This window comes from Streptomyces sp. NPDC096105 (assembly GCF_044763335.1).
Lineage (GTDB): Bacteria > Actinomycetota > Actinomycetes > Streptomycetales > Streptomycetaceae > Streptomyces.
In genome coordinates, this window is sequence record NZ_JBIWGC010000001.1 from 543,101 (window position 1) to 561,271 (window position 18,171).

Sequence of the window (18,171 nt, forward strand, 5' to 3'; positions counted from 1 at the left end):
GCGTCGGTCATCCGCGGCCGAAGGTGTCGAGGCCGGAGACGAGCCAGCGTCCGTCGCGGTGCACGGTGTCCACGGCGAGCATGGCGGCCGCGTACACGCCGTCGTCCCGCGCCCCGCCCTTCCCGCCCGTCCGCTCGCCGGAGGTGGCGACGCTGCTCTGGTCGGCGTAGACGAGGACCCGTGCCCGGTCGCCGTCGATCCGTTCGACCGCGGTCTCGGTGACCGTCGTGGTGATCACCGCCTTCCGCGCGTCGGCCCGCTTCCGGACGTCGGCGAGCAGGTCCCGGTGCTGGGCGACGGCCTTGCCCGTGAGGAGGTCCTTCGCGGCCGTGTCGAAGGCTCCGGGATCGGCGTGGTCGTAGGAGAACAGCCGGTCGACGGCCTCGGCCACCTGCCCCTTGATCTCGCTGGTGCGGGCGAGGTCGGTCAACGCCGTGTTGCTCCGCGCGGGCTCGGCGCGGAGCGACTCGGCCTCCGCGTGGGCGTAGCCCGCGAAGGCGCCGAGGAGCACCGTCAGCGCGCAGAGCGCCGCCAGGCCCAGAGGACGGCGCGGCCGGGACCGGGCGGTCCCGCTCCCCTCGTCCGTGGCCGGTGCGGGCCCGCGCCGGGAGGGCGGCGTCCGCACGGCGGTACGGACGGCCGCACCGCGTGTACCGGTGCGGTCCTCCGTGCCCTCCGGGCGGGGGGCGGCGGTCGTCGCGGTCGCGGCGGGGCGGGCGACGCGGGCCTGACGGCGTCGCTGGCGGTTGATGTGGTGACGGGTCGTCGACATGGTGGGGTGTCCTCCTCGCTGCGGCCGGCTCGTGCGGTACGGGACCGGTCAGCCGGCCGGTGCGCCGCCGACGGGCGCCTGGCCCAGGGCGCTCAGCTTCCACCGGCCGTCGGTCCGGGTGAGTTCGCCGAGCATGCGGCTGTCCTTGTCGGTGCGTGTCCCGTCGGCCGCCTCGACGGTGACGCGCAGGGCGACCAGCACCCGGGCGCGGCCGGCGCGGTCGTCGAGTTCGGTGACGGCGCCGGACAGCACCCGGGCCGTGCTGACGGTCTTCGCCTCCTTCACCTGTTCGGCGAAGTCGGACCGGCCGGCGTCGAGCTGCTCGTGCAGTTCCCCGGTCGTCGACGCCTCCCAGAGGTCGAGTCCCTGGTCCAGGTCGCGGTGGTCGAGCGTGTTGAGGTTCTGCACGGCCTGCTCCCCCGCGGCGAGCGCCTCGTCCCGTTGCACGGCGTAGGCGGTCCGGTCGTCGTGGGCCGCCCGGTACCAGTCCTGGCCCGCCCACGCGGCGAAACCGCCGGCGACGAGGGCGAGGGCGAGAGCCGGCGCGTACGGCGTCCGGAGGCGGTTCGCGGCGAGGCGGCGGGCCGGTCGTTCCATGGGGTGCTCCCGTCTTTCGCGCATGTCAGCGGGCCTTGATGTCGACGATCCGCCACCGGTCGTCCTCGAGTCGTGCCGTGACCGTGAGCTGTGCCGCCGCGGTGGTGGCCGCGTCCCCGCCCCTGCGGGAGGTCTGGTCGAGGAAGACCAGCAGGCGGGCTCGGTCGCCGTCGAGTTCCACCACGCCGGTGCGGACGGCGCGGGTGCTCAGGGTGACGCGCTGCGCGGCGAGGTCCTGGCGGACGCGGTCGAAGAGGGTCGCGTACTGGCGGGCGGCCCGCCCGTCGAGGACGGCGCGTGCGGAGCGCTCGGCGGCGGCGGTGCCGTCGGGTGTGTAGGAGAAGATCCGGGCGAGGGCGTTGCCGACGTCCCCGGTGACCCGGCTGGTGGCCTCGGTGTCGGTGAGCGCCCGGTTCCGGGCGGACTCGGCCGACCGCAGCTGGTGGGCCGCGTGGAGGAAGGCACAGCCGCCGAGGACCAGGGCCGCGGCGACGCCTGCGGCGACGGCCCGCCTCAGACGCGGGCCCGGCCGACGGCCGCTCCCGGCACGGCGGTTCGCCGGGCGGTGGGCGAGACCGTCACCGGGCTCGCCCTCGGACGGCTCCTCGCGGGACCCGTCACCGGGTAAGTCCCCGGCGGACCGCTCCCCGGCGGTGTCGCCCCCGAGGGACACATCCGCCGGCACGTCGCCGTGACGCCCCTCCCCCGGACTCCTCGTCCCCCTGCCCCCGCTGCCGGAGTCCTCCCCCTCCGGGCCTGCGTCCGCGACGACGGCTTCCCCGGTGCGGGCGCTCGCGGAGTCCGTGTGCGCGTGTCCCTCCGGTCCCGTGCCGGGCTCTCGTGCACCTGTCCTGCGGGCCGCCGGCCACGTCCGTGTCATCGGTCCCCGCCCTCCCTCTCTCCCTCGACCGGTACGGCACTCAGCGCCTTCACCTTCCACACGTCCTCGCCCGTGCGGGCCAGGACCGCCTCCAGGCGCTTGCGGTCGACGGCCGGTTTCCCCGTCCCGGGCGGTGTGACCTCGACGCGGACGGTGGCGATGAGCTTCGCCGTGCCGGAACGGGTGTCGAGCGCGGTGACGGCGGCCTCGGTGACCGTGCCGCGTGCCGAGGCCCCGGTCCGGGCCCCGGTGGCGCCGAGCTCCTCGCGCAGCGGGCCGGTGGAGACGTCGCGCCACTCCCGGACGCCGCGCTCCGCGCGCTGCCGCGTGGAGGCGTCGATCGTGGTGAGCACGGCGAGGGCCCGGCGTCCGTCGGCGAGCGCCGCGTCCCGTTCCCTGCCGTACGCGAGACCGTCGTCGGTGCGTGCCTGGGTGTACGTCCACGCACCGGCGCCGCAGAAGCCGAGGGCCAGCGCGAGCCCCGTCCCGGCGACGATCCGGGCCCGCCTCATCGGGCGCCTCCGGCGGCCGGGCTGAGGACGCCCGTCAGGTCGCGCGGCGCCTCGCCGCTCTGCCCGGGCAGGGCGAGCGCGCCGGGCAGCGCCGCGCCGCCGTGCCGCGCCGCGCCGCTGCCGGAGGGCAGGGAGCCGGGGCGGGCCGGTTCGGGCACCGCGCCGCCCTTCGGGGCGTTCGCCGCGCCGCGCACGTTCGTCCCCGTCGACGCCGGGGCGGTGCAGGCCGCGCCGGTGTTCAGGGGAGGTGCGGTGCCGAGGTCGAGGCCGTTGCGGTAGCGCGTGGCGCCGTACCCGGCCGTGCAGGGCAGGGGGTCGAAGAAGGTGACGGCCATGCCGAGGTTCAGCTTCCCTCCGTCGACGGCGGTGGCTCCGGCGGAGACGGCCGCCGGGTACGTCACGAGCAGTTCCTCGATGCCCCGCTGCCGGGTGACGGCGACCTCGGCGGTGGTGAGCAGGTTGGCGAGCACGACGCCGAGGCTCGGGTCGAGGTCCCGCAGCACGCCGCTGACCTGGGTGGCGGCCTCGGGGGTGACCGCGAGGAGGCGGCGCAGGTCGGCGTCGGACCCCTTGAGGGCGCGGGCCAGTTCCTCCGCCCCCCGGGCGAAGCCGCGGATCGCCTCGCCCTCCTGGGCCTGGGTGCGCAGGACGGTCTCGCCGTCGGTGATGAGCAGGGTGGTGGACGGCAGGGCGCGGTCGGCGGCCTTGACGAAGTCGCTGCCGCTGTCGAGCAGCACCTGGAGGTCGTCGCCGTGTCCTTCGAAGGCCTCGCCCAGCTCGTCGACGACCGTGCGCAGATCGTCCTGCGGAACCGACCGCACCAGGTCGTCGACGCTGGCGAGGACGTCGGTGACGGGGGCGGGCACCTGGGTCTGGGCCTGGTCGATGCGGGTGCCGTCCGTCAGGTAGGGGGAGCCGTCGCTCTCCGGCCGCAGGTCGATGTACTGCTCGCCCACGGCCGAGAGCGCGGCGACCACGGCCTTGGTGTCGGCGGGGATGCGGGGTGCGGACTTCTTGATCCTCAGCTCGGCGACGACCCCGTCGTCGGTCAGGCGGATGGGGCCGACGCGGCCCACCGAGACGCCTCGGTACGTGACGTCCGCGTGGGTGAACAGACCGCCTGTGCGCGGCAGTTGCACGTCGACGGTGTAGTGGTCGGCGACGCCGACGTACCGGCCGAGGTCGGCGTAGCGGATGCCGAGGTAGGACAGGGCGAGGACGGCGATGAGGAGGAAGGCGAGGTTCTTCAGCCGTACGGCGAGGGTGATCACGAGCCGTCACCCGCCTCCGGGGACGCCGGTGCGGTGTCCGCGCCGGCGGTGGGCGCGGACACGGAGGGCAGGGGCAGCGGGGAGGAACCCCGCGACGGCGGCGGCGACGGGGCGGGGGCGGACGAGTCCCCCGGGCCCGCCGCCCCGGGGCCGCCCCTGCCGGAGGGGCGTCCCTCACCGGCGGCGCCCGTCCCGCCGCGGGCCGCGGCGGTGGGGCCCGTGGAGGGGAGCGGGGCGTCGATCGGCGGGATCACCTCGGCTCCGGGCACGGCGACCATGCTCAGATACGCGTTGAGGTAGTCGCCCTTCACCCCGTTCAGCACCTCGTCGGTGAAGGGGTAGGTCACCAGCACCTGGAGCGCGTCGGGCAGGTCCGCGCCGGCGTCGGCGAGCTCCTTCAGCGTCGGCGCGATGGCCTTGAGGTCGGCGATCATGTCGTCCTTGCTCGCGTCGATGGTGGACACGGCGACGCCGGAGAGCGTGTCGAGGGAGCGCAGCATGGTCAGCAGTGAGCCGCGCTGCCTCTCCAGCGTCTTCAGGCCGGGCGAGAGGCCGGTGAGGACGGTCCCGACGTCGTCCTTGCGGTGGGCGAGGGTGGAGGAGAGCCGGTTGACGGCGTCGAGCGCGTCGGTGATGTCCCCCCGGTGGTCGTCGAGTTCGGTCACCAGGGTGTTCACCCGCCGGAGCATGGAGCGGACCTCGGGTTCCCGGCCGCCGAGCGCCGCGTTGAGTTCCCGCGTGATGGTCCTGAGCTGGTTGACGCCGCCGCCGTTCAGCAGCAGGGACAGCGCGCCGAACACCTCTTCCACCTCGGTGTTGCGGCTGGTGCGGGACAGCGGGATGAGGCTCCCGTCGGACAGCCTGCCGCTCCCGCCGCCGGGCGGGGGAGCGAGCTGGACGTACTTCTCGCCCAGCAGGCTGGACTGTTCCAGGCGCGCGGTCGCGTCGGCGGGCAGCCGTACGTCGCCGTTGATCTCCATGGAGACGCGGGCGGACCAGTCGTCGCCGAGCTCGATGCCGGTGATCCGGCCGACCGCGACGTCGTTGACCCGCACCGCGGAGTGCGGGACGAGACTCAGGACGTCGCCGAGTTCGGCGGTGACGGTGTAGGGGCGGTCACCGAGGTCGGCGCCGCCGGGCAGCGGCAGGTCCTCGATGCCGTCGAGGCCGCGGGGCGCGACGGCGACGCCGCCGACGGCGAGGGTGAAGCCGAGGCCGAGGGCGATCAGTCCGCCGACGGTGAGGCCGGCGACCCGGCCGGTGGTGAACGCGCCGCGTCCGAGCCGCGAGGCGGCCCGGCTGCCGTGTGTGCCGCGCTTCATCTCTTCCCCTTCCCCCCGGTCGCGGACCCGTCGCCGCTCGTGGCGGAGGCGCCGGTGACGGGCAGTGGCAGCAGGGGGCCTCCCATGCTGATCTCGTTGAGGTTCGCCCGGCCGTCGAGGGTGCGGGTGTCGGGGTTGTAGGCGTTCACGACGTTGCCGGCGGCCAGCGGCGCCACGTCCAGCGCCTCGGCCAGCGAGGCCCGTTGCTCGACCAGGGTGCGGGTGATCGGGACGAGCCGGTCGACGTTCTCCTTCAGCTCGCCCCGGTTGTCCTCGATGAAGGTCTTCACCTGGCCGAGGGCCTTGCCGAGTTCCTCGAGCGCGCCGGTGAGGTCGTCCTTGTTGTCGGCGAAGAAGACGACGACCTCGTCGAGGCGTTCCTGCGCGGTGCGCACGTCGGCGTCCTTGTCCTTCAGCATGGTGGTGAAGGTCTGGAGGCTGCGGAGCGTCCGGAACAGGTCGCCGCTGCTCCCGTCCAGGGTCCTGGCCGCCTTGCCGAACTCCTCGACGCCGTCACCGATGGCCTCGCCGTTGCCGTCCAGGTTGGCGGCGCCGGTCCGCAGCAGGCCGGACAGGGCGCCGTCGGCGTTGGCGCCGTCCGGGCCGAGGGCGTCGGCGAGTTCGGTGATCGAGTCGTAGATCTGGTCGATCTCGACGGGGACGCGGTTGCGCGCGGCGGGCAGCACGGCGCCGTCGGCGAGGGCGGGGCCGGTGCGGTGGGCGGGGGTGAGCTGCACGTAACGGTCGGCGACGATGCTGGGCGCGACGACGACGGCCCGCGCGTTCTCGGGGACCTTCACCCCCTCGTCGAGGCGGAGGTCCACCCGGACGGTGGTGCCCTGCGGCCGCACCGACTCCACCTCGCCGACCCGCACGCCGAGGATGCGCAGGTCGGAGCCGGCGTGGACGCCGACGACGCGGTCGAAGTAGGCGGTGATGCGGACACCGTCGGGCGCGAGGGCCGAGGCGGCGGCCAGTCCGCCGGCGGCGAGCACCACCAGGGCGAGCAGGCCGGTGAGGATCTTTCTGCGTCGGCTCATCGTTCACCACTCCCCCGGGCCGCCGCCGGCTGTTTCGGCGGCAGGCATCCGGTCTCGGGCAGGGAGGTCTCCGGCAGGTAGTCGCGGGGCACGACGCCGCACAGGTAGCTGTCGAACCAGCGGCCGTTGCCCAGGGTGTTGCCGACCAGGCGGTAGTAGGGGCCGACCAGGGCGAGCGTCTTGCCGAGCTGGTCGTTGTTCTTCTCCAGGACGCCGGTCACCCGGCCGAGGGCCTTGAGGGTGGGGCCGAGCTGTTTCTCGTTGTCCTCGACCAGTCCGCCGAGTTCGGTTCCGAGGTCACGGCTGCCCTTGAGCAGGGCGCTGATGGCGGCCCGCCGCTTCTTGAGCTCGCCGAGCAGGGAGCCGCCGTCCTCGATGAGGGTCTCGAAGCTGGACTTCTGGTTCTCCAGCGTCTTGCTGAACCGGGCGCTGCCCTTGAGGAGCCTGGAGAGTTCCGCGTCGCGCTCGGAGACGGAGCGGGACAGGTCGGACAGGCCGGTGGCGGCCTTGCTCACGTGCGGAGGCGAGTCCTTGAAGGTGTCGGAGATGGTCTCGAAGCTCTCCGCGAGCCGGCGGGTGTCGATGGCGTCGACGGTGCCGCTGAGGTCCTGGAAGGCCTGGGTGACGTCGTAGGGGGAGGTGGTGCGGGACGCCGGGATGCGGCTGTCGGAGTCCTGCGGGCGGGAGCCGAGGGGGTCGACGGCCAGGTACTTGTCGCCGAGGACGGTCTTGACGGCGATGGCGGCGGTGGTGCGGTCGCCGATCCAGGCGTCGTCGACCGTGAAGGAGACCTTCACCTTGGCGCCGTCCAGTGCGACGCCGGTGACCTTGCCGACCTTGACGCCGGCGATGCGCACCTCGTCGCCCTCGTCGAGGCCCGCCGCCTCGGAGAAGTCGGCGCTGTAGGCGGTGCCGCCGGTGAACGGCAGCCGGTCCGCGCCGTAGGCGAGGCCGCCGAGCAGGGTGAGGGCGAGCAGGCCGGCGATGCCGACGGCGACGGGGTCACGGTCCTTGACCGGCTTCACGCGCGGGCGTCTCATCCGCGGCACCTCGATTCGGTGATCGCGATGCCGCTGGGCGGCTCGGAACCGTCGGAGGTGGTCACTCCGCTCACACGCGCCTCGCAGAGGTAGAGGTTGAACCACGATCCGTAGGAGGACAGCCGGGCCAGGGCGGTCATTTTGGCGGGGGTCCGGTCGAGGAACTGCTCGATCTGCGGGGTGTGCTCGCCGAGGTTCCGCGAGAGCCGGCCCAGTTCGCGGATGTCCCGCTTCAGGGGCGCGCGCCCGTCGTCGAGGAGGTCGGCGGTCACGGTGGTCAGGTCGCCCATGGCCGCGACGGCCCTGCCGAGGGGTTCGCGGTCCTCGTCGAAGCCGGAGACGAGGTCGCGCAGGGTGACGACGAGGTCGTCGAAGCTGTCCTCGCGGTCGTTGAGGGTGTCCAGGACGGTGGTGAGGTTCTCGACGACCGCGCCGATCACCTCGTCCTTGGCGGCGACGGTGGTGCTGAGCGAGCCGATGCGGCGGATCAGGCTGTCGACGGTGGCGCCCTCGCCCTGGAGGACCTGCACGATCGATCCGGCGAGTTCATTGACGTCCTTCGGGGAGAGCCCTTCGAACAGGGGCTTGAAGCCGTTGAAGAGGAGGGTCAGGTCGAGCGCGGGAGTGGTGCGGTCCAGCGGCACGGTGGCGCCCTCCTCCAGGGTGCCGCCGAGGTCGCCGCTGCCACGGCCGAGCGACACGTAGCGCTGGCCCACCATGTTGAGGTACTTCACCGCGGCGGTGGTCGAGCGGGGCAGCCGGCGGTCCTCGCGGACGGTGAAGGTGACCTGCGCGAGGCGCCGTTGCACGACGCGTACGTCGGTCACCTCGCCGACCGTCACACCGGAGATCCGCACGCTGTCCCCGTCCCGGAGCCCGGTGACGTCGGTGAAGAGGGCCTTGTAGGCACGGCCGCCGCCGACGTCGGCGCCGGAGCCCGAGCCGGCGACGCCGAGGCCGAGCACGGTGGTGGCGAGGGCGGTGACCACCACGAAGACGAGGGACTTCAGCAGCGGTCCGGTCAGCGGGCGGCGCCGGGTGTGCGCGGTGTCGGAGCCGGTCATCCGAGGGTCACCTCCGTACCGCGGTAGACGGGGCCGGCGAGGAGGCTGCTCCAGTCGGGCAGGTCGCCCGGGGCCGCGCCGGCGGCGGGGGCCAGCAGTTCGTTGACGAGGTCGTTCTCCGCCGGGGAGTTGGCGGGCCCGAGGTCCTCGGCGGCCGCGGCGGAGGCGGACGGCGCGGTGGGCCGGGGCAGCGGGCCGACGTAGGGCACGGAGGGGCAGCGCGGGCCGCCGCCGGAGCCGTACACCGGGGTGTCCCGGCCGGGGCGGTAGGCGCCGCGCGCGGCGACGGCGGTGACGTCGACGTGGATGCCGGGCCGGTCGCCGCCCTTGCCGAGCGCCTGGTCCATGGCCGGGACGAACTCGGCGAGGGTGCGCAGGGTGCACGGGAAGGAGGAGGAGTACTCGGCGAGCAGTTCCAGGGTCGGCCGGCCGGTGGCGGCGAGGCGGATGAGGTTGCCCCGGTTCTCGCGCAGGAAGGCCGTCACGTCCTCGGACGTCCGGGTCGTGGAGCCGAGGGCGGAGGCGAGTTCGGCCTCCTTCTCGGCGAGGGTGCCACTGGTGGTGGTGAAGTCGGTGAGCGCCGTGATGACGTCGGGCGCGGCGTCCGCGTAGACATGGCTGACCTTCACGAGTTCCCTGAGGTCGCGGTTGAGGGCGGGCAGGTGCGGGTTGAACTCCTCCAGGTGCCGTTCCAGCAGGCTCAGCGTCCGGCCGAGCCGTTCCCCGCGGCCTTCCAGGGCCTGCGAGACGGCCGACAGGGTCGCGGCGAGCTTCTGCGGCTGGACCGCGGTGAGCATCGGCAGGACGTCGTCGAGCACCTGCTGGAGTTCGACGGCGTTCTCGGAGCGGTCCTGGGGGATGACGGCTCCGGCGGCCAGCGGCTCGGGCGAGGGGTTCTCGGGCGGCACCAGGGCCACGAACCGCTCGCCGAACAGCGTGGTCGGCAGCATCTGGGCGCGGACGTCGGAGGGTACGGCGTCCAGCGTGCCGGGCTTCATGGCGAGGGTGAGGCGGGCCCCGTCGCCGGTGGCGTCGATGGCGCGGACCTCGCCGACGACGACGCCGCGCAGTTTCACCTCGGCGCCCGGGTGCATCTGGTTCCCGACGCTGTCGGTCTCGACCACGACCGGGTCGGACGCGGTGAACTTCTTGTCGTAGACGGCGACGGCCAGCCAGATCAGCAGGGCGGGCACCAGCACGAACACCACTCCGGCGAGCCTGCGGCGCAGCGCCCGTCCTCGGGGTTCCCGGGATTCGCTCATCTCACCCCGCCACCTTCACGGTCGTGGTCGCACCCCACAGGGCCAGCGACAGGAAGAAGTCGGTGACGCTGATCAGGACGATGGCGTTGCGCACGGACCGTCCGACGGCGACACCGACACCGGCGGGGCCGCCCGAGGCGCGGAACCCGTAGTAGCAGTGGGCGAGGATCACCATCACGCTGAAGATCAGCACCTTCAGCACGGAGAGCAGCACGTCCGTCGGGGAGAGGAAGAGGTTGAAGTAGTGGTCGTACGTCCCCCGGGACTGCCCGTTGAACAGGACGGTGACGTAGCGGGAGGCGACGTAGGAGGAGAGCAGCCCGATCGCGTAGAGCGGGACGATGGCGACGACGCCGGCGATGATGCGGGTGGTGACCAGGTAGGGCATGGAGCGGATGCCCATGCCCTCGAGTGCGTCGACCTCCTCGTTGATGCGCATGGCGCCGAGCTGGGCGGTGAAGCCCGCGCCGACGGTCGCGGAGAGGGCGAGCCCCGCGACGAGAGGGGCGATCTCGCGGGTGTTGAAGTAGGCGGAGACGAATCCGGTGAACGCGGCCGTGCCGATCTGGTCGAGGGCCGCGTAGCCCTGGAGTCCGACGACGGTCCCGGTGAACAGCGTCATCGCGATCATCACGCCGACGGTGCCGCCGACGACGCCGAGGCCGCCGGAGCCGAAGGCCACCTCGGCGAGGAGACGCTGCACCTCCTTGAGGTACCGGTGCAGGGTCCGCGGGATCCACAGCAGGGCCCGTGCGTAGAACAGCAGTTGGTCGCCGGAGCGGTCCAGCAGGGCGAGCGGGGAGGCCATCGGACCTCAGCCTCCCTTCGGCGGGACGATCTGGAGGTAGACGGCCGTCATCACCATGTTGACGAAGAAGAGCAGGAGGAAGGTGATGACGACGGACTGGTTGACGGCGTCGCCGACGCCCTTGGGGCCGCCGCGCGGGTTGAGGCCCCGGTAGGCGGCGACGATACCGGCGATGAACCCGAAGACCAGGGCCTTGAGTTCGCTGACGTACAGGTCGGGCAGCTGGGCGAGGGCGGAGAAGCTGGAGAGGTAGGCGCCGGGGGTGCCGCCCTGCATGACGACGTTGAAGAAGTAGCCGCCGAGGATGCCGACGACGGAGACCAGGCCGTTGAGCAGGACCGCGACGCCCATCGCGGCCAGGACCCGGGGCACGACCAGTCGTTGCACCGGGGAGACGCCCATGACCTCCATGGCGTCGAGTTCCTCGCGGATCTTGCGTGAGCCGAGGTCGGCGCAGATGGCGGAACCGCCGGCGCCGGCGATCAGCAGCGCGACGATGAGCGGGCTCGCCTGCTGGACGACGGCGAGGACGCTGGCGCCTCCGGTGAACGACTGGGCGCCGAGCTGCTGGGTGAGGGAGCCGACCTGGAGGGCGATGACGGCACCGAAGGGGATGGAGACGAGGGCGGCGGGCAGGATCGTCACGCTCGCGACGAACCAGAACTGTTCGACGAACTCGCGGAACTGGAAGGGTCTTCGGAAGGCGGCGCGGCTGACTTCGGCGGCGAGCGCGAAGAGTCTGCCGGTCTCGCGCAGCGCGCCGCTGATCATGCGCCGCTCCCGGCGACGGGCATCGTCACGGTGGCCGCCCGCGCGTCCCGCGCGTAGGTCTCGCGGATGGCGGAGCGCGCGGCGGGCGGCAAGGTGTCGAGCATGCGCATGACCCGGTCACGCCGCCGGGCGACGGCGCGGCGCGGCGGGAGGCCGGGCGACGGCTCCAGTTGCGGGACGATCACCCGGGGCGCGGCGGGGACGGCGGTGTTCGCCTCGGCGGCGAGGGTGGCCGCGTCCTTCTCCTCGGACATCCCGATGGGTCCCTCGCGCCGGCCGCCGAGGAACTGGGAGACGACCGGCTCCTCGCTGGTCAGCAGCACCTCGCGCGGGCCGAAGGTGACGAGCTCGCGCCGGAAGAGCATCCCCATGTTGTCGGGCACGGTGGCGGCGATGTCGAGGTTGTGGGTGACGATCAGCATCGTCGCGTCGATCTGCGCGTTCAGGTCGATCAGCAGCTGCGAGAGGTAGGCGGTGCGGACCGGGTCGAGCCCCGAGTCCGGTTCGTCGCACAGGATGATCTGCGGGTCCAGCACGAGCGCGCGGGCCAGCCCGGCCCGCTTGCGCATGCCTCCGCTGATCTCACCCGGAAGCTTGCCCTCCGCGCCCAGCAGTCCGACGACCTCGATCCGCTCCATGACGATACGGCGGATCTCGGACTCCTTCTTGCGGGTGTGCTCACGCAGCGGGAAGGCGATGTTGTCGAAAAGGGACAGGGACCCGAAAAGGGCTCCGTCCTGGAACATGAGACCGAACAGTTTACGGGCTTCGTAGATATCCCTCTCCGGACTGTTCACCATGTCCACCCCGTCGACGAGGACACGTCCCTTTTCGGGTTTGAGCAGCCCGATGAGCGACTTCAGAAAAACTGTCTTTCCGGTGCCGGAAGGACCCAGCATCACACTGACTTCTCCGGCCGGAAGAGTGAGCGACACGTCCCGCCAGATGTTCTGCCTGCCGAAGGACTTGGTCAGTCCCTCGACCACGACTTCGATTCCCATGTCACCTCCAGCGGACGTCCGTCGAATATGCGCCGCGGGCGCACGTTAAGTCGATGCGGAGCCCATCGACAACGGGCGGGACACCGGATGCGCGCCGGCCCCCCGGAACTTGTCACCGCACCGACAACACCGCACCCCCGCATCTGTCTCCGGGGAGACAGACAAGGTCTCACCGCTCCGGGGGGCGTGGAGGCACGCGAGACCCTGCCGACAGACACCCGAACCGAGGGAGGATGGGTCGGAGAACGTCCGTCGCGGCTCCGGCCGGCAGGGGCCGCCGACCTGGAACCGAGCACCACACCGGCACGTTACGGCCGAGTAACCTCGGCAGGCAACACCGTGATCCGAGTTTTCCGGGATACCGGCTCCGACCATCCGAAATTTGTCAGCAAGAGCACAACAAGCTCACGGGAACTTGTCAGCCGGTGAGCACGGAGCACGAAACGGAAGCTCCTCGGGGAATGGCGGACCGCTACCGGTGCGCACCTGTCGTCCTTGACGGCACCTGAGTAAGGTGAACTGCGGACCACTCACTCCGGAAACAGCTTGTTCCCCTTTTAAAAGAATCATGGACCGCCGCATTGTTCAGCTAAGTTTACCGCCAGTAACGTCATGGCTCACGGACAGGCCACGTCCGGCCGCGGGCCGTACACACGTTCCGTCACCCACGTCGGCCACGGCCCGTCTCCGCCGGTCAACCCTCAAGGAGATTTCCGAGCCATGAAGAAGACCTTCAGAAGGACCGCTGTCGTGGCGGGTGCGGCCACGGCCGCCTTCGGCCTCACCCTCTCCCCCGCCTCGGCGGTGCCGTCCACGACGTGGACCGTCACCCCGGGCGGCGGCTACACGGCGACGAACGTCGGCAACATCGTGCTGACCGCCACCATCCCGATGACGTGCACCACCTCGAGCGCCTCGGGCACCATGGGGAGCGCCACCGGCAACCCGGCCCAGGTCGCCACCATCAGCGCCATCAACTTCGGCACCGCCTCCACCCCGTGCACCAGCGTCCTGGGCACCGTCACCACCGTGGCGGTCACCCCCTGGACCGTCGTCGCGCAGGACTACGCCGCCGGCGTCACCAAGGGCTACGTCGGCAACGTCACGGCCAACGTGACCGCCGGCGTCTGCAAGTTCACGGTGAAGGGCAAGGCCTCGGCCACCTACACCAACTCCACCGGCATCCTGGCCGTCAACAGCGTCGCCGGCGAACTGACCGTCACCAACCCGGTCAACTGCGGCACGGTCATCACGACCGCCACCAAGCCCCTCTTCAAGGGCAACTACGCCATCAAGGCGGCGAACGGCGCCATCCCGACGATCGTCGGCACCAACCCGTAAGAGGCCCCCGTCCGCGAACGCCCGGCCGGCGCACCCGGCCGGGCGTTCGCGGGCCACCCGTGCCGGAACCGGCCGGTGCCGGCCCCCGCACCCCGATTCCGGACAACCTCCGGACAACCCGAGCGGAGTAGCTTTGAGAGGCAACCGCACCGCCGCGTCACGGCCCTCCCGTGTCCGCGTCAGGGGCGCGGCGATCGCGGCGTTCGTCGTACTGGCCGCCATGGTCCCGGCCGCGGCTTCCGCCGCGGGCCCCCAGAAGGTCGACGCCGAACTGCCCTACGTCTGTGCCCTCCCCTCGGGCGAACGGGCGTCGACGGTGCGGATCTCGGCGGAGTTCCCCGACCGGGCGGAGCGGGGCGAGGCGATCTCGCCCACCGGCGTCACCACCACCGTGGAACTGCCGGCCGAGGCGGTCGCGGACCTCACCGCGCTCGAGGCGACCACCGTGCGGGCCGCGACCCGTCTCACCGTGGGCGTCGCCCAGGGGGAGGCCGCGGCCGAGGCGATCTGGCACGGCACCGCGCAGCCGGTCGCTCTTCCCGCGTCCGGGCCTCTGACGCTGACCGCGACGGGTGACGTCCCGACGGTGACCGGACAGGGCCACGGCGAACTGAGGTTCTCCGCCGGGAACCTCACCGTCGACCTGACGCCCGGCGCGGCGGACGGGACCGCCGTCGGCCCCCGGCCGCTGACCGTCTCGTGCTCCCCCGCCGGCAAGACGCCGGAGGGCGGGCTGCTGGCCACCGTGCCGGTCGGTGCGGACGCCGCGGAGCCGAGCGGCTCGCCGTCCCCGCCCGACGCCTCCCCCGGGACACCGGAACCGTCCTCCGGAACACCGCGGGACCGGCAGGGGGACCGGGCGCCGGAGGTGGCGGAGAACCCGGCCGGCTCCGCGGCGGGCCGGGACGCGCCGCCCTGCGCCTACACCGAGGAGAACCCGTTCGGCCCTCTGTCGATGAACGCGTACATCACCGGCTACAGCAACGTGAAGAAGCAGAAGGGCGCTTCGCTCCTGCCGGTGTCCTGCGTGCTGCTCGAGACGAAGGAGATGCTCGCCGAACCGGACGAGAACGGCAATTTCGTCGTGACGATCAAAGCCGAGGGCGAGCTGCGCCACGAGGGGCGCAAGCAGTCGCCCCCCTTCCGGAGCACCTTCCTCAGCTTCGGTTTCGTCCCGACGACGGCCACCATGGTGCTGGAACAGACCGGCCCGATGACCATCGAATTCGCCAGCACCTACGTGGGGCTGGACATCGTGGCGGAGACCTTCGTCCGGGTCCCGTTGCGCCTCCGGGTGACGGACCTCGAGGTCAACGGCGTCCCCTTGGACGTCGGTTCCGGCTGCCGGACGGAGAAACCGCTGCGCTCCACCGATCCGGACCCCGCGAACCACCCCGGCGACCATCTGGTCATGTACGGAAAGGGCGAGCAGAAGTACGCCGAGGACGCCACCGGCTACATGCTCCTCACGGGCGGCCCGCTGACCGGTGAGGCGACCATACCCGCCTTCACCGGGTGCGGCGGCGGCCGCGAGAACCTCGACCGCCTCCTCACCGCCTCCGTCTCCGGACCCGGCAACCACATCAAGCAGATACAGGGACAGACGTGCACGCCGAGCGCTCCGGTGTTCGAAACCCCCGAGTCCAGGGGCCAGTGCACGGAAGACCTCCAGCCCTACCAGATCCCGGTCGCCGAGCGCTGAGCCTTCCGCCCCTCCACCCACCCTCACGAGTCCCCGAAAGGTATCCTGATGCCCCCGTTCTCCACCCGCACCCGCCTCGCCACCGTCTCCGCGCTGACCGCGCTCGGCGCGTTCGCCTCCCTGGGCACCGCGACCGCGGCCGAGCCCGCGCTGAACGGCGAGTGGGCCCCCTTCACCCGCTGCCCGGTGGACGCGCCGGCGATGCTGGCCGCCGACGGCCTCGCACAGACACCGCAGTGCGTGGTCTCCAGCTCCACCAGCGGCTCCATCAAGCTGGGCAACACGACCGTGGTCACGGGGAAGACGAACCTGCAGATCGGCATCGTGCAGAACGCGGACGGCACCAGCAGTGTGGTGGCCCCGCCCGGCGGCGCGCTGATCGCCGAACCCGCCACCGTGCCCGGCGGACTGCTCGGCCTGATGTGCCCGAGCGACATACCCGTCATCACGGGCCTGTGCGAGTCGCTGGAGAACTCCAGCCTCAACAAGATCACCGCGATCATGGAGTCGGTCGGCGCGCCCTACGCCTTCAACCAGACCGCGGGCATCCTGACGGACATGCCCATCGTCGCCCTGCCGGTCCGCATCCACCTGGAGAACCCGCTGCTCGGCAGCAAGTGCTACATCGGCACGGCCGCCAACCCGATCGTGCTGCGCCCCGAGAACCGCGACTTCCCGGCGTTCGACATGTCCTTCTTCCAGGGTGACGGGACCTCCGACCCGGCCGGCGAGATGAGCCGGATCAACCTCACCGGTTCCACCCAGAACGACAGCACCTTCGCGGTCCCCGGCGCCACCGGCTGCGGCCTGAACGTCGGTCTGATCAACCTGGCGGTGAACGCCAAGACCGGACTGCCCTCCGCCTCCGGGAACAACAGCCTCACCCTCAACAACACGCAGACCTACCTCACCGGCCTCAACGCGCCCGGCACCGTGGCCCCCCGCGCCGGCGCGGTGCTGGCGGAGAACTGGCACTCCGCCGTCAAGTGACGGCCCGCGCACCGGCCCGTCCGGGTTCCCCGGGGACGCCCGTCCTCCCCGGGGAACCACACCACTCCCAATGAAGCGGTTTCTGCACAAGATGTGTACAACACAACGAAGTTGACTTACCGTCGGCTGCTCAGACCGGTGCACGCGGCGGCCCGGCCGGGCTCCGTCCGGCGGGGCGTACCCGGTCGGCCGCCCCGCCGGACAGGTCGGAGAGCAAGGGATCACTCATGCCCTCAATCGAACGTCCTTCGGTGCTCGGCGAGCCGCTCGATCCCCTCCCCCGGCAGTTCGCCGCCCTCATGCGGCCGTTGCTGCCGGGGCTGCTGAACGAGATACGCACCGAGGTCACCCGCGCCTACCCGGTGTACGGCAGGCTGCTCAACGGTCCCGACGGGCACGCCATCCGCCAGGGCGTCGAGCAGGCGCTCACCGCCTTCGTGGACCGGGTGGCCGATCCCGGCACGACCTCGGAGCTGCGGGACGAACTCCTGCGCAGGTTCGGCCGGGTCGAGGCCTACGAGGGGCGTGACCTGGAGGTGCTCCAGGGCGCCTACCGGCTCGGCGCGCGCATCGCACTGCGCCGGGCCAAGACACTGGGGCGGCAGCACAGCCTCTCCCCCACCACGGTCCTCGCCTTCGCCGACGCCCTGTTCGCGTACGTCGAGGAGCTGGAGGCCGTCACCCGGGAGGGGTACACGGAGGTACGGGAGAGAGCCGTGTCCGAGGTGTCCGCGTTACGAAGACAGCTCTTACACCTCCTCCTGGCCGCCTCCCCGCTCCCCCGGACGACCGCGTCCGAACTGTGCGCGTCCGCCGCCTGGGAACTGCCCCGGACGTGTTTCCTCGTCGCCCTGCGCCCGCCGGTCCCCGAGCACATCCAGGCTGGGCTCGACAGCGACGTCCTCGCCGACTTCGACATCCCGCAGCCGCATCTGCTCGTGCCGGGTGAGCTCACTCCCGAACGCCTCGAGATGCTCCGTACGGCTCTGTCCGGCACCCGTGCCGCGGTGGGCCTGGCCGTGCCGGTCGCCCAGGCCGCGGACTCCGTCCGCTGGGCCCGCCGCTTGCTGCAGCTCGTCGACGACGGCGTCGTGCCGGACGCCCCGCTGGTCCGCTGCGAGGACCATCTGACGACGCTGTGGCTGCTGTCCGACCCCGCCCTGGTCGACCGTCTCGCCGCCCGCGAGCTGGCGCCGCTCGACGGGCTGACCGCCAAGCGGCGCGACCGGCTCGTCGAGACCCTCCGGGTGCACGTCTCCACCCGCGCACCCGCCGAGCAGGTCGGCGAGACGCTGGGGGTGCACGCCCAGACCGTCCGCTACCGGCTGCGGACGCTGGACGCCCACCTGGGCGACCGGCTCGCCGACCCCGACCACCGGTTCGCGCTCGAGGTGGCCCTGCGCGCGCGCCACCTGCTCGGCCGCGACGGCGCGCGGGACGGCACGGACCTGCCCCGTCCCGGTCAGTAGGCGCGCGTCGGCAGAACGGGCGGCCGGAGTCTCCCCCGACCGCCCGCCGGCTCCCGTACGGGACCACGCCGTCAGGTCGCTTCGCCGGGCACCGCTTCCACGCCGGGTGGTACACCGCGCTGATGTCCCCGTCCGTGGAGTCCATGGCCATGGAGCCGACCTCGGACGGGTCGTTCCCGCGGTGACTCCCGGCCAGGGCCGGCTCCGGTCCTTCGCCCCCGGTCCGTACACCGCCGGTGAACGCGGCGGGCGTGCCGGGGCTCCCACGTGAACGGGGGGCGTTCCGGTTCGGGGACAATGGCCCACCAGCACCCCTTGTGGCACAGACC

17 protein-coding genes are annotated in these 18,171 nt (G+C 72.3%); 4 read left to right on the plus strand and 13 right to left on the minus strand.

Annotated features, from left to right (window positions below; all coding sequences use genetic code 11):
- Nucleotides 1–7: 7 nt before the first annotated feature.
- The 13 genes from ACIQ8B_RS02385 to ACIQ8B_RS02445 form a co-directional block, all read right to left on the minus strand.
- On the minus strand, nucleotides 8–772 hold the full coding sequence (locus ACIQ8B_RS02385) for a hypothetical protein (RefSeq protein ID WP_403544669.1): 765 nt from the start codon (nucleotides 770–772) through the stop codon (nucleotides 8–10).
- Nucleotides 773–820: 48 nt separating this feature from the next.
- Nucleotides 821–1,369, minus strand: a complete 549-nt coding sequence (locus tag ACIQ8B_RS02390; RefSeq protein WP_106414370.1) for a nuclear transport factor 2 family protein — start codon at nucleotides 1,367–1,369, stop codon at nucleotides 821–823.
- Between the two features lie 25 nt (nucleotides 1,370–1,394).
- Nucleotides 1,395–2,054 carry a hypothetical protein gene (locus tag ACIQ8B_RS02395; RefSeq protein WP_403544671.1) on the minus strand — a complete coding sequence of 220 codons (660 nt, stop codon included), beginning with the start codon at nucleotides 2,052–2,054 and terminating at the stop codon, nucleotides 1,395–1,397.
- 191 nt (nucleotides 2,055–2,245) lie between these two features.
- Nucleotides 2,246–2,761 (minus strand): hypothetical protein, encoded by a 516-nt coding sequence (locus ACIQ8B_RS02400; RefSeq protein ID WP_290004665.1) that lies wholly within the window; start codon nucleotides 2,759–2,761, stop codon nucleotides 2,246–2,248.
- Nucleotides 2,758–4,032 (minus strand): MCE family protein, encoded by a 1,275-nt coding sequence (locus ACIQ8B_RS02405; protein WP_290004667.1) that lies wholly within the window; start codon nucleotides 4,030–4,032, stop codon nucleotides 2,758–2,760. Before ACIQ8B_RS02405 ends, ACIQ8B_RS02400 begins: the two co-directional genes overlap by 4 nt.
- Nucleotides 4,029–5,354, minus strand: a complete 1,326-nt coding sequence (locus tag ACIQ8B_RS02410) for an MCE family protein (RefSeq protein WP_403544674.1) — start codon at nucleotides 5,352–5,354, stop codon at nucleotides 4,029–4,031. Before ACIQ8B_RS02410 ends, ACIQ8B_RS02405 begins: the two co-directional genes overlap by 4 nt.
- Entirely contained in the window at nucleotides 5,351–6,394 is a 1,044-nt protein-coding gene (locus tag ACIQ8B_RS02415; protein WP_290004670.1) for an MCE family protein, read from the minus strand. The genes ACIQ8B_RS02410 and ACIQ8B_RS02415 overlap by 4 nt, the downstream gene beginning before the upstream one ends.
- On the minus strand, nucleotides 6,391–7,434 hold the full coding sequence (locus ACIQ8B_RS02420) for an MCE family protein (protein ID WP_403544676.1): 1,044 nt from the start codon (nucleotides 7,432–7,434) through the stop codon (nucleotides 6,391–6,393). The genes ACIQ8B_RS02415 and ACIQ8B_RS02420 overlap by 4 nt, the downstream gene beginning before the upstream one ends.
- The gene (locus tag ACIQ8B_RS02425; protein ID WP_403544678.1) at nucleotides 7,431–8,498 is read right to left on the minus strand and encodes an MCE family protein; all 1,068 of its coding nucleotides are present in this window, start codon (nucleotides 8,496–8,498) and stop codon (nucleotides 7,431–7,433) included. The genes ACIQ8B_RS02420 and ACIQ8B_RS02425 overlap by 4 nt, the downstream gene beginning before the upstream one ends.
- Nucleotides 8,495–9,760: an MCE family protein gene (locus ACIQ8B_RS02430; RefSeq protein WP_403544679.1), complete on the minus strand. Its 1,266-nt coding sequence runs from the start codon at nucleotides 9,758–9,760 to the stop codon at nucleotides 8,495–8,497. Before ACIQ8B_RS02430 ends, ACIQ8B_RS02425 begins: the two co-directional genes overlap by 4 nt.
- 1 nt (nucleotide 9,761) lies before the next feature.
- Nucleotides 9,762–10,568 carry an ABC transporter permease gene (locus ACIQ8B_RS02435; protein ID WP_290004677.1) on the minus strand — a complete coding sequence of 269 codons (807 nt, stop codon included), beginning with the start codon at nucleotides 10,566–10,568 and terminating at the stop codon, nucleotides 9,762–9,764.
- A gap of 6 nt (nucleotides 10,569–10,574) precedes the next feature.
- Nucleotides 10,575–11,339, minus strand: coding sequence for an ABC transporter permease (locus ACIQ8B_RS02440; protein WP_290004678.1), 765 nt, complete (start codon nucleotides 11,337–11,339; stop codon nucleotides 10,575–10,577).
- Nucleotides 11,336–12,340 (minus strand): ABC transporter ATP-binding protein, encoded by a 1,005-nt coding sequence (locus ACIQ8B_RS02445; protein WP_290004679.1) that lies wholly within the window; start codon nucleotides 12,338–12,340, stop codon nucleotides 11,336–11,338. Before ACIQ8B_RS02445 ends, ACIQ8B_RS02440 begins: the two co-directional genes overlap by 4 nt.
- A gap of 720 nt (nucleotides 12,341–13,060) precedes the next feature.
- On the opposite strand from ACIQ8B_RS02445, the gene ACIQ8B_RS02450 reads away from it, so the two are divergent.
- The 4 genes from ACIQ8B_RS02450 (at nucleotide 13,061) to ACIQ8B_RS02465 (ending at nucleotide 17,842) form a co-directional block, all read left to right on the plus strand.
- Nucleotides 13,061–13,681, plus strand: a complete 621-nt coding sequence (locus ACIQ8B_RS02450) for a hypothetical protein (RefSeq protein WP_106414360.1) — start codon at nucleotides 13,061–13,063, stop codon at nucleotides 13,679–13,681.
- Between the two features lie 133 nt (nucleotides 13,682–13,814).
- A complete protein-coding gene (locus tag ACIQ8B_RS02455; RefSeq protein WP_403544682.1) occupies nucleotides 13,815–15,383 on the plus strand; it encodes a DUF6801 domain-containing protein in 1,569 nt (522 codons plus the stop codon).
- Between the two features lie 48 nt (nucleotides 15,384–15,431).
- Complete coding sequence (locus ACIQ8B_RS02460) at nucleotides 15,432–16,373, plus strand: hypothetical protein (protein WP_403544684.1); 942 nt, start codon at nucleotides 15,432–15,434, stop codon at nucleotides 16,371–16,373.
- A 227-nt stretch (nucleotides 16,374–16,600) separates the two neighbouring features.
- Nucleotides 16,601–17,842 carry a helix-turn-helix domain-containing protein gene (locus ACIQ8B_RS02465; RefSeq protein ID WP_290004685.1) on the plus strand — a complete coding sequence of 414 codons (1,242 nt, stop codon included), beginning with the start codon at nucleotides 16,601–16,603 and terminating at the stop codon, nucleotides 17,840–17,842.
- Nucleotides 17,843–18,171 lie beyond the last annotated feature (329 nt).